A 14,078-nucleotide genomic window follows, 5' to 3' on the forward strand; every position below is an offset into this window, starting at 1 on the left:
GCGCACCGCCGCTTCGCAACCGCCCCAAGACCAACCGTAACGATCAAGTCGGACGCCCGGCCGGCGGTGGCGGGCTGCTCCCCGGCACGACCAAGCCGCTCTGGTACGCCGCCGCGATCGCCTGGGCCCGGTCGCGCAGCCCGAGCTTCATCAGGATCCGCCCCAGGTGCGTCTTCACCGTCGCCTCACCGACCACGAGGTGCCCGGCGATCTCCGGGTTCGAGAACCCGTGCGCCACGAGCACCAGCACCTCCCGCTCCCGCACCGTCAGCTCACCCATCTCCGCCGACGTCGGCAACTGGTGCCGGGGCCGGGCCGCGAACTCCCGGATCAGTCCTTTCGCGACGGTCGGGTCCAGCCACGCCTCACCGGACGCCACCGTGCGCACCGCGTCGACCAGCTCGCGCGGCACCGCGTCCTTGAGCAGGAACCCGGTCGCACCGGCCCGCAGCGCCGCGTACACCGCCTCGTCGACGTGGTACGTCGTCAGGATGATGATCTTCGTGGCGTGGTCCTCGCCCGCCGGGTCCGCGTCGATGATCCGCCGCGTCGCCTCGACCCCGTCCACGCCGGGCATCCGCACGTCCATCAGCACCACGTCCGGGTGCAGCTCCGCGGCCCGCGCGACCGCGCCCGCCCCCTCGTCCGCCTCGGCCACCACCTCGATGTCCGGCTCGGCGTCGAGCAGCATCGCCAGACCCGCCCGCACCAACGGCTGGTCGTCCACCAGCATCACCCGGATCACCGGTGTTCCCGCACGGGCTCGCTCGCCACCGGCCCGGCGACCGGCAGCACGGCCGTCACCCGGAACCCGCCCGCCGGCGCGGGCTCGGCCGCCAACCTCCCGCCCACGATCGCCAGCCGCTCCACGAGCCCGGCCAGACCGTGGTTCGTGGACAGCGCCCGCTCCGGCCGCCGTCCCCGACCGTCGTCGGCGACCTCGACGGTGAGCTCGCACGGCTCCCACCGCAGCCGCACGTCCACCTCCGCGCCGGGCCCCACGTGCTTGGTCACGTTCGTCAACGCCTCCTGCACGACCCGGTACGCGGCGAGGTCCACGCTGGCCGCGAGCCGACCCGGCTCACCCTCCACCCGCGTGTGGACGCGCACCCCCGCCGCCGAGATCGTGCCGACCAGGTGCTCCACGTCGGCCAGACCCGGCTGCGGCCGGCCGGTCACCCCGTCGCCCGCCTCGTCGTCGTCGCTCAGCCGCAAAGCGGTCAGCATCCGCCGCAGCTCGCCCATCGCCTGCTCGCCCGCCTCCTCGATGTGGCCGAGCGCCTGTCCGACCCGCACCGGGTCGCTGTCGAGCACCCGCCGCGCGCCCGCCGCCTGCAACACCATCACGGTCACCGAGTGCGCCACGATGTCGTGCAGCTCGCGCGCGATCCGGGTCCGCTCCCCCATCACCGCCTCGTGCGCCTCCACCCGGCGGCGGAACTCCAGGTCCTCGGCGTGCTGCCGGCTCAGCCGCGCCCACCGCCCGCCGGCCCACACGCAGCCGTACACGAGCAGGTAGAACACCAGCGTGGCGTAGGTGGCGACCATCCGCGCCTCGGGCGGCCGGGACGCGGCCTCGGTCAGCCCGGCCAGCACGGCGAGCACCGCGCACGCGAGCAGCGCGCCCGCCGACGCCTTCAGCCGCCCGTGCAGCGCGACGGCGAACAACGCCATGCACGGCACGGCGGTCGGCCGGAACTCCAGCTCGTTCGTCGGCATGACGAGCACCGCCCACACCCACACCACCCCGAACGCCAGCACGGGGTACCTGCGCCGCACCAGCAGCGCCGCGAAGCCGACCGCGACCAGGGCGACGAACAACCACAGACCCGCGCCCGCCGGCGTGCGGTTGCTGACCGCCGAGAACAGGAAGACGTCCACCGCGGTGGCCGAGGCGGCCAGGGCGACGTCGACCGCCGTGAAGCGGGACAACCACCGTGGCCGTCCCTCGCCGTCCATCAGGCCGATTCCTTCCGGCACGACGGCAGGTGGCCGCACGGGCCGATCGCCAGTGGTTCGCCCTCGAAAGCGCGCGCCTGGACCGACACGACAAGTCGCACGTTCGAACCGGACACCATTCCCTCCCCTTGTCACGCCATCTCGCGTTCGGTGCGCACGCATTTCCACGTGCTGGGAACAATGGCAACACATCTTCCCCGAACTATCGTCCACCCGGCGTCGGAGCTTGACGATCCCCCTCACGGTTTACCTCGATCGGGCGACGCAGCACGGGAAAGCGGACCCGGCGAATCCACCCGGGGACCGACGAAAAGGCACATCGCGTTTCCGCATGATTGCCGTACAAAACCGACGACCGAACCAGACCGACGGAGGCGCGAGTGTCCACGGAGCCAGTTCCGCGCAGCCACGCCAGGGTGTTGTCCGAATGGGAGACGGCGCACTGGAAATCGCTGCCCGCCGCCCAGCAGCCGCCGTGGCCGGACCGCCGCGCGCGGTCGTTCCGGGCGAGGCTGGCGCGGTTGGCCGGCCTGGTGACGCCCGGCGAGGTGGCGGCGCTGCGGCGCGAACTGGGCGAGGTCGCGGCCGGTCGGCGGCTCGTCGTGCAGGCCGGTGACTGCGCCGAGCCGTTCGCCGAGTGCGGTCCGCGCCACGTGACGCCCAAGGCGGCGCTGGTCGACCGGCTGGCGACGGCGCTCGGCGACGACGACCGGCCCGTGGTGCGGGTCGGCCGGGTGGCCGGGCAGTTCGCCAAGCCGCGCTCGCGGCCGACCGAGGTGGTCGACGGGGTGGAGCTGCCGGTGTACCGGGGCGACCTGGTCAACGCGCCGCAGGCGGACCCGACCGCCCGGCGCGCGGACCCGGCCAGGCTCGTCGCCGGCTACCACGCGGCGCGGTCGGCGACCGGGCTGCTGCGCCACCACCACCCGTCGCTGTGGACCAGCCACGAGGCGCTGGTGCTGGACTACGAGCTGCCGATGGTGCGCCGGGACGACCGGGGCGTCCCGCTGCTCACCTCCACGCACTGGCCGTGGATCGGCGACCGGACCCGCGACGTCGACGGCGCGCACGTGCGGCTGCTGGCGTCGGTGGCGAACCCGGTCGCCTGCAAGGTGGGCCCGGTCATGCGGCCGGACGAGCTGCGGGCGCTGTGCGAGCGGCTCGACCCGGAGCGGGAGCCGGGTCGGCTCACGCTGATCGCCCGCCTCGGCGCGGACGCGGTGTCCGAACTGCTGCCGCCGCTGGTGGACGCGGTCCGCGCGGCCGGCCACCCGGTGATCTGGCTGTGCGACCCGATGCACGGCAACACGGTCACCGACGCCGTGGGCCGCAAGACCCGACTGGTCGCCACGGTGGTCCGCGAGGTCGCGGGTTTCCGGGCCGCCGTGGACGCCGGCGGCGGGGTGGCCGGCGGCCTGCACCTGGAAACCACTCCGGACGAGGTCGCGGAATGCGGTTGGGACGACTTCCCGACCGGCTCGTACACGAGCCTCTGCGACCCCCGGCTCAATCCCGGACAGGCGCTCGCCGTGATCGCGGCGTGGCGTGCGGTCCGACTTCAAGAGGGGGAAAAACATTGCGTGGCAACGTGATAGTGACGCCGCCGTGCACGTTCCGGACGGCGGAGGACTTCGCCGTCCTGGCGGGCGACACCGTGCTGGGCGCCGTCCGCCACTCGACCAGGGGCGGCCGGCCGCGGTGGGAGCACGGCCTGCCGGTCCTCCCGCTGCACATGCTGCGGCCGGGTGAGCCCGAGGTCGTGGAGGTCTGGCACACCGAGGGGAGCCTGGTCCGGACCGGCGAGCACAAGGGGCTGCTCTACGCGCACGACGGCGAGGTGCTGTTCTGCGCCGGGTGGATCGGGCCGTCGGCGGACTGCGAAGAGGCCGCTCACCAGGCGTACCTGGCGGCGTTCGAGCTGGTCGAGGCCCTGGGCTACCCGAACGTGTTCCGCATGTGGAACATGCTCGACGGCATCACGGAGCCCAGCGCGCGCGGCACCGAGGTGTACCGGGACTTCTGCGTCGGCCGGGGCAAGGCGTTCGACGAGCGCGGTCACGCCATGCCGGCGTCCACCGGCATCGGCTCGCTGGGCGACGGCGTCGCGTTCTACTTCCTGGCGCACCGGTCGCACACGGCCGTGCACCTGGAGAACCCGTTGCAGGTGCCCGCGCACGAGTACCCGGAGCAGTACGGGCCGAGGCCGCCGAGCTTCGCGCGGGCGACGTACCTGAAGCCGGAGCGGGGTCGGGGCTCGCTGTACGTGTCGGGCACCGCGAGCATCCTCGACCACGCCACCGTGGCGCCCGGCGACGTGGCGCGCCAGGTCCAGGTGACGCTGGCCAACATCGCCGCGCTCATCGGCGCGGACAACCTCACCGGGCACGGGATCGACGGCGGCTACCGCCTCGACGACCTGCGCGCGATCAAGGTCTACGTCAAGCGACCCGAGGACGTGCCCCTCGTGACGCGGCTGTGCCGCGACGAATTCTCCCGGCGCGCGGACATCGCGGTGTTCACCGTCGACGTCTGCCGCCCGGACCTGCTCGTCGAGATCGAAGGGATGACACCGTGAACCGAGAGGGAGCACCCATGCCGAACACGTCCGTCCTGGCCGAGCCGGACGCCGTCCGGATCCTGATGGTGACCGATGGGACGGCGAGCTTCGACCGGGCCGACTTCGGCCTGGCCACCCTCGTGGACGTGCTGTCCACGCCGCCCGGGCCGTGGGTCCGGTTCGAGGTGACGCGGGCGCACCGGGAGGAGAACCTGCCCTCGTTGTCCGCGGACCTCCCGGGGTTCCGGTTCGACGGGCACGACCTGGGCCAGTACGACCAGATCTGGTTGTTCGGCGTGGCCCGCGCGCCCCGGCCGCCGTTGGACCAGACCGAGTTGCGCGCGTTGGCGGAGTTCATGGACGCGGGCGGCGGCGTGTTCGCCACCGGCGACCACGAGGACCTGGGCGTGTCCATGTGCGGCGACCTGCCGCGCGTGCGGAGCATGCGCAAGTGGCACTGGCCCGATCCCGGCCCGAACGGCGAGCCGGTCGCGCCGTCGATCGACGGCCCGGACCGCAACGACACGCTGTCGGAGGGCCACGACCCGCTGTTCCAGCTCAACGACCAGTCCGACGACATCCCGCAGGTCATCACGCCGCGGATGTACGCGACGTCGGACTCGCCGAAGTGGGCGCACCAGGGCTACCCGCACCCGCTGCTGTCGGGACCGCGCGGCACGATCCGCGTGCTGCCGGACCACCCGCACGAGGGCGAGTGCTACGTGCCGGACGACCTGACCAGGTCGTTCACCTTCGACGGGTACGAGATGACCGAGTACCCGGCGGGGTTGGCGCCGGAGGTCGTGGCGTGGTCGACGATCAACTCCCGGGCCGCGGACCGCGACCCGCGCAAGGGGCGGTTGGACGCGAGCACGTTCGGCGCGATCGGCGCGTACGACGGGCACCAGGTCGGCGTCGGCCGGGTGGCGGTGGACGCCACGTGGCACCACTTCTTCAACGTCAACCTGGTCGGCGACCCGACCGTGCCGGAGGACCCGATCAAGAGCGTCGGGTTCGCCGCGTCGGCCGCGGGTCAGGCCGCGTACGAGGAGATCAAGGCCTACTTCCGCAACATCGCGGTGTGGCTGTCCCGGCCGACCACGCAGGAGGCCATGTGGTGGCGCGCGGTGTGGGCCACGCGCTGGCACCACCAGGTGGCGATGGACCTGCGGCCGGCGCTGATGGGCACGCCGGAGGACCTGGACCTGGCGGAGCTGCTGCGGATCGGCGCGGACGCCCGCCAGGTGCTGACGGCCACCGTCACCAGGGCGGACGCGTTGCAGTGGGCCGGCAGGCACGGCGTGGGCGCGGTCGACGCGGGCCTGTGGGAGACGGTCCGGCCGCACCTCGACCCGTGGCAGCCCCGATCGGGTGACGAAGAGGCGGGGCACCTGCCCAACCTCGTGCTGTCGCTGCTGCCGGAGCTGGTGCTGGACGCGGTGCTCGGCGCGGTCGTGTACGCGGTGGCCGCGGCGTTCCCGGAGCCGACCCAGGAGGCCCGTGACCGGGCGTCGGGCGTCGACTGGGCCGCGACGGTGCGCCCGCACCTGGACCGGGCGCTGGACGTGGTCGCGGAGCAGGTCCAGCGGACGGACACGCGGTTGCGGTCGTTGGGCGACACGCTCACCGCCGCCCGCCGGTCGGGCGCCTGAGCCCGACCGCTACGAGGAGGGATGACGGATGACCAGCGAGCTGACCAGCGAGCCGAAGACCGACCACGCGCCGCCCACCGGGACCACGCGCACGGCGCTGCTCGACCGGGCGTCACGCGCGGTGGACGGCGTGCTCGACCTGAGCGTCCCGCTGCTGCGGATCGCCCTGGGCGTGGTGTTCCTGTGGTTCGGGGTGTTGAAGGTCGCCGGCACGTCGCCGGTGCGCGACCTGGTCGCCGACACCGTGCCGTTCCTGCCCGCGTCCTGGTTCGTGCCGACCGTCGGCGTGTTCGAGGTGCTGGCGGGCATGGCGCTGATCGTGGCGGTGCAGGTGCGGGTGGTCGCGGCGCTGACGGCGCTGCACCTGCTCGGCACGTTCCTCGTGCTGGTGGTGCAGCCGGCGGTGGCGTTCCGCCACGGCAACCCGCTGCTGCTCAGCGTCACGGGTGAGTTCGTGCTGAAGAACCTGGTGCTGGTGGCCGCCTCGCTCGTGGTCGCACGGCACCACCGCCGACGGCGCTGAGACGCCGTCACGACCCGCCGGCCGGTCAGCTCTGAGGGGTGCTGACCGGCCGGCGGCGGTCGTGCGCGCTCAGGACATCGTGGGGCTCGCCGTGTCCTTCGCCCTGGTGTAGGTGAGGCAGTTGGCGGCGTGGTCTCCCTGTCCGGGCCCGACGCGCACGCCGGACGCGGTGCACTCCAGTTCGGCGTTGTGGATGCAGTCGGTGCGCGAGCACGCGCCGACCTGCGCGACGACCTTGGGCAGGCCGCCCTTGCGGGCCAGGGGGATGAACGTTCCGCAGTCGGCCGCCCCGTTCGCGCCGCTCACGGTGATCGCGAAAGCGTGACAACCATCGTGGTTGTACGAACAACCCGTGACCGTGCACGAGTTGACGGCCGGCATTTCCGTGGTGGTCATGACCACTCCTCTGGACAGCAGGTTCCCTGTCCGGGACGTTGCCACCGACCACCGGGTACCGCAACACGAAATCATTAAGGGGAGCCTAACCTAAAAGCCCGCACCACGATTCCTATCGGCGTCCGGAATTGCGTTTCCCCTTTGCGCGGCGACGGTCGCGCAGCCGATCGACCCACCGACCCGCGGCCCCGTCACGGGGTGATCGCGATGTTGGTCAGACCGATCACCGCACGGGTCGCGGTGTTCGACGCGTGCACCACGTTCGGCACGCCGGCGCACTTCGACGTGGAGGTGATCCGGATCGCGTACTGGCCGACGCCGCCCAGGTCCGAGCGGTTGTCCCGCCACACGTTGCCGCACCCGTTGGCGGAGGACGGCGTGGTGGCGGGGTTGTGCGTCTCGTAGCCGTTGGCGAAGGTCCCCGGTGCGGCGAACGTGCCGGTGTTGCCCTCGATCGTGTAACCGGTGCCCTTCACGTCGACCCACGAGTCCGCCGAGTTCTGGCCCGAGATGCCGGTCCCGTCGAACGCGTTGCCCCGGATCACGCCGCCGACCGTGCCTTCCTTGACGTCGACGTGCTCGGCCGCGACACCCGGCCCGATCCGATTGCCGAGCACGTGCACCCGGTCGCTGCGGTCCACGCCGCCGGAATTGCCGTGGCAGGCCCAGTTCGAATTGGCGGACCCGAGGTAGACGGCTTCGCCGTACCCCGGCTGCCCGAGTCCCGTGTGGCTGATCGTGGAATCGCGCAGGACGCCGTCGGCCGACGAGCGCCGGAAGTGCACGGCTTCCTCGTCCACGTGGTGCACGTGCACGCGGTCGATCACGGTGTGGTGCGAGTTGTCCGCGACGATGCCCTTCTTCGACTCCCGCACGGTGAACCCGACCAGGTTCCAGTGCGGCGCGTCGTGCAGCCACAGCCCGTAGCCGGGATCCCAGCCCGGTGTCGGCGTCGGGCAGCCCGGCGCGGAACCCGACGGACCGTCGTTGACCAGCACCGCGTCGGCCGGACCGGTGAGCGTGACCGGAGCGCCGGCGGCGCCCGGCCGGGTGATCACGAACGAACCCCGGTACACGCCGGCGGCCATCCGGATGGTCTGCCCCGCCACGGCGCCGGCCAGGGCCGCCTGGAGCTGCGCCGGCGTGGCGACGTCCACGGTGGACCCGCCGGAGCCCGTGCCGGTCGTGGCGGCCACCTCGGCGCTCGCGCCGGAGACGTTGCCCGCCGCGTCGCGCGCCCGCACGGTGAACGCGTACGCCGTGCCCGGCAGCAGGCCGCCGACGGTCGTGGCGGTGGACGTCACCGACGCGACCACGGTCGTGCCGCGCAGCACCTGGTAGTCGGTGACGCCGACGTCGTCGCTCGACGCCTCCCACGCCAACGACACCGAGCTCGCCGTCACGCCCGTCACCCGCGCACCGACCGGAACGGTGGGCGCGGACGTGTCGGGGACCGGACCTCCGCCGTCGCACGGCGTGCCGTCGACCGTGCAGCCGGTCGGCAGGCCGAGACCGGTGACGGTGAACCCGAAGCTCGCCGTGCCACCGGGCCGGACGCGGCCGTTGTAGCCCGCGTCGGCCAACCGGTAGTGCTGCCCGTCGCGGGTGAGCACGGAGCTCCACGCGTTGCTCACCGACGACCCGGGCGGCAGGTCGAACTCGACCACCCAGCCGGTGCTCTCCACGTCACCGGTGTTGGTCAGCACGACCTGCCCGCCGTACCCGGTGCTCCACACCGACGACTGGCTGACCGCGGCGGACAGCTCCGCCGCCACCGCCCGCGCCGCGCCGACGTGCACCCCGACCAGGCAGGCGAGCGCGACGCCCACCGCCATCAGGCGCTTACCCATGCGATCGCTCCTCGCGTCTCCGGCGGCGGCCGTGAGTCGACCTCTGGCTACCACGTCGACGGCGGGCCGTCGAGCCCGTCACCTTTCGCCGCTCCGGCTCGTCCACCCGGTAGACGACCGGGAGGGGACCGATGCACGACGACCTGGCGGACCGATTCGAGGCGCACCGCGGGCACCTGCGCGCGGTCGCCCACCGGATGCTGGGCTCCCTGCCCGAGGCCGAGGACGCCGTCCAGGAGACCTGGTTGCGGCTGCGCCGGGTCGACGCCGACGGGATCGACAACCTCGCCGCCTGGCTGCGCACCGTGGTCTCCCGGGTGTGCCTGGACGTGCTCCGCCACCGCCGGACCCGCCGCGAGGACGTGGTCGAGCAGGTGCCCGACCTGCCCGCCGACGACGACCCGGAGACCGAGGCGGTGCTGGCCGACTCGATCGGACGGGCGCTGCTCGTCGTGCTCGACACGCTCGGGCCCGCCGAACGCGTCGCGTTCGTGCTGCACGACGCGTTCGCCGTGCCGTTCGAGCGGATCGCGCCGATCGTCGGCCGCAGCACGGCCACCACGAAGAAGATCGCCAGCCGCGCCCGGCACAAGGTCCGCGGCACGACCGCGCTCCCCGAGCCCGAGCTCACCCGCCACCGGCACGTCGTGGAGGCGTTCCTCGCCGCCGCCCGCGCGGGCGACTTCGACGCCCTGCTCGCCGTGCTCGATCCCGACGTCGTCCGCCGCGCCGACCCCGCCGTGCTGCCACCCGGCGCGGCGGCCGAGGTCCGCGGTGCGCACGCCGTCGCCGCCGAGACCGTCGTCCTCACCGCGAACGCGCGCCACGCCGGACCGGCCCTCGTGGACGGACGCGTCGGCATCGTCGTCGCACCGCGCGGACGGCTCCGGCTCGCCCTCACCGTCACGGTCCGGGACGACCGGATCGCCGCCTACGACGTCATCGCCGACCCCTTCCGCCTGCGGCAACTCGTCATCACGGTGCCGGGCGACTTTTATCGTGACTTGAATCAAGTACGCCAGTAAGGTCGGGCGCGGCTGCCAGTCCCCGGCCGGCGACCGCGCGGAACCCGCCGCCACCGCGCGGACGACGGCCGTGGACCTCCCTGTGAAAGGACCACGTCCATGCAGTCCCCTGCACCATCACGGCGCGCGTCGACCCGGTGGGGCGCCGCGGGCCTCGCCCTCGCCACGGCGGCGGCCGGCCTCGCGGTGGCCGTCGCCACCGCGCCGGCGGCTCAGGCCACCGTCCTGCCCAACGGGTTCAAGAGCGTCGGCTACCTGCCGTCGTGGGCGGGCAGCGTCAACGCCGTCCAGTACACCAAGCTCACCCACATCAACTACGCGTTCGCCCTGCCCAACTCGAACGGCACGCTCCAGGCCATCCCCGACCCGGGCAAGCTCGCGTCCCTGGTCTCCCTGGCCCACGCCAACGGCGTGCGCGTCTCGCTGGCCATCGGCGGCTGGAACGACGGCAACGACTCGGCGTTCGAGGCCCTGGCCGCCAACGCCACCAGCCGCACCACGTTCGTCAACGCCGTCGTCAACGCCGTCAACCAGCACAACCTCGACGGCGTCGACATCGACTGGGAGTACCCCGACCCCGGCGCGTCGGCGACCAACTTCACCGCCCTCATGGGCCAGCTCAGCACCGCCATGCACAGCCGCGGCAAGCTCCTCACGGCCGCGGTCGTGTCCGGCGGCGGCACCGCGGAAGGCGTCCAGACCGCCGTGTTCGGCCAGGTCGACTGGCTCAACATCATGGCCTACGACGGCGGCAGCCCGCACGCCAACTACGACTGGTCCATCGGCACCGTCAACTACTGGAAGTCGCGCGGCCTGCCCGCAGCCAAGGCCGTGCTCGGCGTGCCGTTCTACAGCAGGCCGAACTACTACACCTACGCGCAGCTGGTCGCCATGGACCCGGCCAACGCCAACCGCGACTGCGTCACCGTCAGCGGCGTGCAGCAGTGCTACAACGGCGTGCCCACGATCAAGCGCAAGACCCAGTGGGCCATGGCCAACGCCGGCGGGGTGATGAACTGGGAGCTGTCGCAGGACACCACCGGCAGCACCTCCCTGCTCAGCGCCATCTACGACACCGTCATGGGCGGCACCACCCCGCCCGGCCGCACCGGTCCCATCACCGGCATCGCGGGTAAGTGCGTCGACGTGGCCGGTGCGTCCTCCGCCAACGGCACGGCGATCCAGCTGTGGACGTGCAACGGCACCAACGCGCAGAGCTGGACCGTCTCCGGCGACGGCTCGCTGCGCGCCCTCGGCAAGTGCCTGGACGTGGCGAGCGCGGGCACCGCCAACGGCACCGTCGTCCAGCTGTGGGACTGCAACGGCACGGGCGCGCAGAAGTGGCAGGCGGGCTCCGACGGCACGTTGCGCAACCCGGCCTCGGGCCGCTGCCTCGACGCCACCGGGCCCAGCTCGGCCGACGGCACCCGGCTGCAGATCTGGGACTGCTTCGCCGCCGCCAACCAGGTCTGGCGGCTCCCCGCCTGAGCGGACCCGGGCACGGCCCGTTCCTCGCGGAGCGGGCCGTGTCCCGCTTGCCCGCGGCACGGTCAACCGCAAAGGTGGTGCGATGGGTGAAGAGCGGGACGGCGTGGCGCTGACCAACCTCGACCAGCCGTTGTTCGACGGCGCCGACGCGACCAAGGGCGACCTGGTCGACTACCTCGACGCGGTGCGCGACCGGATCATCCCCGCCCTGGCCGGGCGACCGCTGTCGGTGGTGCGGGTGCGGCCGGGCCAGGAGCCGTTCACCCAGAAGAACCTGCCGAAGTACACGCCGCCGTGGGTGCGGACCGTGCCCCTGTGGGCGGAGACGTCCAAGCGGGAGATCCGGTACGCGCTGTGCGAGGACCGGCGCACGCTGCTGTGGTTCGCCAACCAGCGCGCGGTCGAGTACCACGTGACGCCGGCGCCGGCCGACGCGTTCGACCGGCCCGACTACCTCGTGCTCGACCTCGACCCGCCGGAGGGCTCGGGCTTCGACGTGGTCGTGGCGGCGGCGAAGCTCGTGCGGCGGGCGCTGGCCGACGACGGGCTGACCGGTGTGGTGAAGACCAGCGGGTCCAAGGGCGTGCACGTGTTCGTGCCCGTGGAGGGCGTGGACCACGACGTGGCCGCCGCGACCCGGGCGTTGGCGGCGCGGGCCGAGCGCCTCGACCCGGAGCTGGCGACCACGGCGTTCATCAAGGACGACCGGGGCGGGCGGGTGTTCCTCGACTCGACGCGGGCCTACGGCTCGACCGTGGCCGCGGCGTACAGCCCCCGGATCCGGCCGGGCGCCACGGTGTCGTTCCCGGTGGACTGGGACGACCTCGACTCCGTGACGCCCGCCGACTTCACCGTGAAGACCGCGCCGGCGCTGCTCGGCGACGGCGACCCGTGGCACTCCCGGCTGCCCGCGCCCCAGAAGCTCCCGGACGACCTGGTCGCCGAGGGGCACACCATCCCGGTGGCCCGCGTCCAGGCGATGCACGAGGGCAAGCGGCGGGCCCGCGCCCAGCGCGCCCAGCAGTAACGCCACCGTGCCGCGCGCGGTCGGACCAGGTCCGCGGTGAGCCGTCGAGCAGGCGGCGCCGCCCGGTCTGCGTCCGAACGTGCCACGACGAAAGTCGCTACCGCGGGGGTGGCACAGCCCGCACGCTCGTGCGTGGCCATCCCTAAACCCTGCGGAGGCAGCCATGTCCTTGAGAAGGACGACCCCTGTGGCGAGCGCCCTGTTGCTCGCCGCCGCCCTGTTGAGCCCACCCGTCGCCACCGCGGCCCCGGTGAGCGCGGTGGCCGTGCCGGACATCCCGGTGGCCAACGTCCAGACGCACCTGAACGACCTGCAGACCATCGCCACCAACAACGGCGGGAACCGGGCGCACGGCCGGCCCGGGTACCTGGCGTCGGTCAACCACGTCAAGGCGAAGCTGGACGCGGCCGGGTACCAGACGTCCGTGCAGCAGTTCACCACCAGCGGCGCGACCGGCTACAACCTGATCGCGGACTGGCCCGGCGGCGACCCGAACGACGTGCTGATGCTCGGCGGCCACCTGGACAGCGTGAGCGCGGGTCCGGGCATCAACGACAACGGCACCGGCTCGGCGGGCCTGCTGGAGGTCGCGCTGACCGTGGCCCGGCAGGGCCTGGCCCCGACCAAGCACGTCCGGTTCGGCTGGTGGGGCGCGGAGGAGCTCGGCCTGATCGGCTCCACCTACTACGTGAACAACCTGCCGACGACCGAGCGGTCGAAGATCAAGGCGTACCTGAACTTCGACATGATCGGCTCGCCGAACCCGGGCTACTTCGTCTACAGCGCCTCCGGCCAGCCGACCGGGTCGCTGCTGCTCCAGCAGACGTTGCAGGCGGCGTTCAGCGTGCCGACCGAGCTGACGTCGGTCGGCGGGCGGTCCGACCACGCGGCGTTCGCGCGGTCCGGCATCCCGGTCGGCGGCACGTTCACCGGCGCCGAGGTCACCAAGACCTCCGCGCAGGCGCAGAAGTGGGGCGGCACGGCGGGCGTCGCCTTCGACCGCTGCTACCACCGCTCGTGCGACACGATCAGCAACGTCGACGTCACCGCGTTGGACCGCAACACCGACGCGATCGCGTACGCCCTGTGGACGTTGGCGGGCTCCGGCGGCAACCCGCCCGGGCCGCGGTTCGAGAACGCGACCGACGTGACCATCCCCGACCTGACCACGGTCGAGAGCCCGATCACGGTCTCCGGCGTCGCGGGCAACGCGCCGTCGGCGCTGGCGGTCGGCGTGGACATCACCCACACCTACCGGGGTGACCTGGTGATCGACCTGATCGCGCCGGACGGCTCGGCGTACCGGGTGAAGGCGTCGAGCAACGACAGCGCGGACAACATCGTCACCACGTACACCGTGAACGCGTCCTCGGAGGTCGCCAACGGCACGTGGAAGCTGCGCGTGCAGGACGTCGCGTCCGCGGACACCGGCCGGATCAACGGCTGGTCCTTGCAGTTCTGACCGGAGCCGGGCGGCGGCGCGGGTTCCTGCGCCCCCGCCGCCGCGGGCGGCGGCCCGGGCCGGTGATGGGGGCGCGGAGCACGGCGCGGGCCCGCGCGCCCGGGTTGCGGGAGATGGCCAGGAGGGGGTGGTTTTGACT

General features: G+C 73.0%; 12 protein-coding genes. 8 read left to right on the forward strand and 4 right to left on the reverse strand.

The features are described from left to right. Positions 1 to 43 precede the first annotated feature (43 nt). Both ABTZ99_RS38770 and ABTZ99_RS38775 read right to left on the reverse strand, forming a co-directional pair. Complete coding sequence (locus ABTZ99_RS38770; RefSeq protein WP_498780997.1) at positions 44 to 745, reverse strand: response regulator; 702 nt, start codon at positions 743 to 745, stop codon at positions 44 to 46. Continuing rightward, the gene (locus ABTZ99_RS38775; RefSeq protein WP_498780995.1) at positions 742 to 1,959 is read right to left on the reverse strand and encodes a sensor histidine kinase; all 1,218 of its coding nucleotides are present in this window, start codon (positions 1,957 to 1,959) and stop codon (positions 742 to 744) included. The genes ABTZ99_RS38770 and ABTZ99_RS38775 overlap by 4 nt, the downstream gene beginning before the upstream one ends. A gap of 380 nt (positions 1,960 to 2,339) precedes the next feature. On the opposite strand from ABTZ99_RS38775, the gene ABTZ99_RS38780 reads away from it, so the two are divergent. The 4 genes from ABTZ99_RS38780 to ABTZ99_RS38795 are packed head-to-tail and all read left to right on the forward strand — an operon-like array spanning position 2,340 to position 6,691. Further along, positions 2,340 to 3,551, forward strand: a complete 1,212-nt coding sequence (locus tag ABTZ99_RS38780) for a 3-deoxy-7-phosphoheptulonate synthase (RefSeq protein ID WP_499618038.1) — start codon at positions 2,340 to 2,342, stop codon at positions 3,549 to 3,551. Beyond that, positions 3,548 to 4,534 carry an FkbO/Hyg5 family chorismatase gene (locus ABTZ99_RS38785; RefSeq protein ID WP_498780993.1) on the forward strand — a complete coding sequence of 329 codons (987 nt, stop codon included), beginning with the start codon at positions 3,548 to 3,550 and terminating at the stop codon, positions 4,532 to 4,534. The genes ABTZ99_RS38780 and ABTZ99_RS38785 overlap by 4 nt, the downstream gene beginning before the upstream one ends. Before the next feature lie 17 nt (positions 4,535 to 4,551). Further along, positions 4,552 to 6,168, forward strand: coding sequence for a hypothetical protein (locus tag ABTZ99_RS38790; RefSeq protein ID WP_499618039.1), 1,617 nt, complete (start codon positions 4,552 to 4,554; stop codon positions 6,166 to 6,168). Positions 6,169 to 6,196: 28 nt separating this feature from the next. Beyond that, a complete protein-coding gene (locus ABTZ99_RS38795) occupies positions 6,197 to 6,691 on the forward strand; it encodes a DoxX family membrane protein (RefSeq protein WP_499618040.1) in 495 nt (164 codons plus the stop codon). 69 nt (positions 6,692 to 6,760) lie between these two features. On the opposite strand, the gene ABTZ99_RS38800 is transcribed toward ABTZ99_RS38795, so the two are convergent. Together ABTZ99_RS38800 and ABTZ99_RS38805 are read right to left on the reverse strand one after the other, a co-directional pair. Continuing rightward, positions 6,761 to 7,087, reverse strand: coding sequence for a DUF1540 domain-containing protein (locus ABTZ99_RS38800; protein ID WP_498780988.1), 327 nt, complete (start codon positions 7,085 to 7,087; stop codon positions 6,761 to 6,763). Between the two features lie 191 nt (positions 7,088 to 7,278). Continuing rightward, a complete protein-coding gene (locus tag ABTZ99_RS38805) occupies positions 7,279 to 8,937 on the reverse strand; it encodes a cellulose binding domain-containing protein (RefSeq protein ID WP_499618041.1) in 1,659 nt (552 codons plus the stop codon). A 131-nt stretch (positions 8,938 to 9,068) separates the two neighbouring features. Between ABTZ99_RS38805 and ABTZ99_RS38810 the strand changes: the two genes are divergently transcribed. The 4 genes from ABTZ99_RS38810 to ABTZ99_RS38825 all read left to right on the forward strand — a co-directional run bounded on the left by ABTZ99_RS38810 (position 9,069) and on the right by ABTZ99_RS38825 (position 13,939). After that, positions 9,069 to 9,962 (forward strand): sigma-70 family RNA polymerase sigma factor, encoded by an 894-nt coding sequence (locus tag ABTZ99_RS38810; protein ID WP_499618042.1) that lies wholly within the window; start codon positions 9,069 to 9,071, stop codon positions 9,960 to 9,962. Positions 9,963 to 10,061: 99 nt separating this feature from the next. After that, positions 10,062 to 11,450: a glycosyl hydrolase family 18 protein gene (locus ABTZ99_RS38815; protein WP_499618043.1), complete on the forward strand. Its 1,389-nt coding sequence runs from the start codon at positions 10,062 to 10,064 to the stop codon at positions 11,448 to 11,450. A gap of 82 nt (positions 11,451 to 11,532) precedes the next feature. Beyond that, on the forward strand, positions 11,533 to 12,477 hold the full coding sequence (locus tag ABTZ99_RS38820; RefSeq protein WP_498780981.1) for a DNA polymerase domain-containing protein: 945 nt from the start codon (positions 11,533 to 11,535) through the stop codon (positions 12,475 to 12,477). 187 nt (positions 12,478 to 12,664) lie between these two features. Beyond that, positions 12,665 to 13,939: a M28 family peptidase gene (locus ABTZ99_RS38825; protein ID WP_499618044.1), complete on the forward strand. Its 1,275-nt coding sequence runs from the start codon at positions 12,665 to 12,667 to the stop codon at positions 13,937 to 13,939. Positions 13,940 to 14,078 lie beyond the last annotated feature (139 nt).

It is taken from the genome of Actinosynnema sp. NPDC002837 (assembly GCF_040295345.1).
Lineage (GTDB): Bacteria > Actinomycetota > Actinomycetes > Mycobacteriales > Pseudonocardiaceae > Actinosynnema.

Bases quoted from the DNA above. Each gene is read 5' to 3' on its own strand.
- ABTZ99_RS38775 (WP_498780995.1), bottom strand. From the start codon at position 1,959: ATGGACGGCGAGGGACGGCCACGGTGGTTGTCCCGCTTCACGGCGGTC.
- ABTZ99_RS38790 (WP_499618039.1), top strand. From the start codon at position 4,552: ATGCCGAACACGTCCGTCCTGGCCGAGCCGGACGCCGTCCGGATCCTG.
- ABTZ99_RS38795 (WP_499618040.1), top strand. From the start codon at position 6,197: ATGACCAGCGAGCTGACCAGCGAGCCGAAGACCGACCACGCGCCGCCC.
- ABTZ99_RS38800 (WP_498780988.1), bottom strand. From the start codon at position 7,087: ATGACCACCACGGAAATGCCGGCCGTCAACTCGTGCACGGTCACGGGT.
- ABTZ99_RS38805 (WP_499618041.1), bottom strand. From the start codon at position 8,937: ATGGGTAAGCGCCTGATGGCGGTGGGCGTCGCGCTCGCCTGCCTGGTC.
- ABTZ99_RS38810 (WP_499618042.1), top strand. From the start codon at position 9,069: ATGCACGACGACCTGGCGGACCGATTCGAGGCGCACCGCGGGCACCTG.
- ABTZ99_RS38815 (WP_499618043.1), top strand. From the start codon at position 10,062: ATGCAGTCCCCTGCACCATCACGGCGCGCGTCGACCCGGTGGGGCGCC.
- ABTZ99_RS38820 (WP_498780981.1), top strand. From the start codon at position 11,533: ATGGGTGAAGAGCGGGACGGCGTGGCGCTGACCAACCTCGACCAGCCG.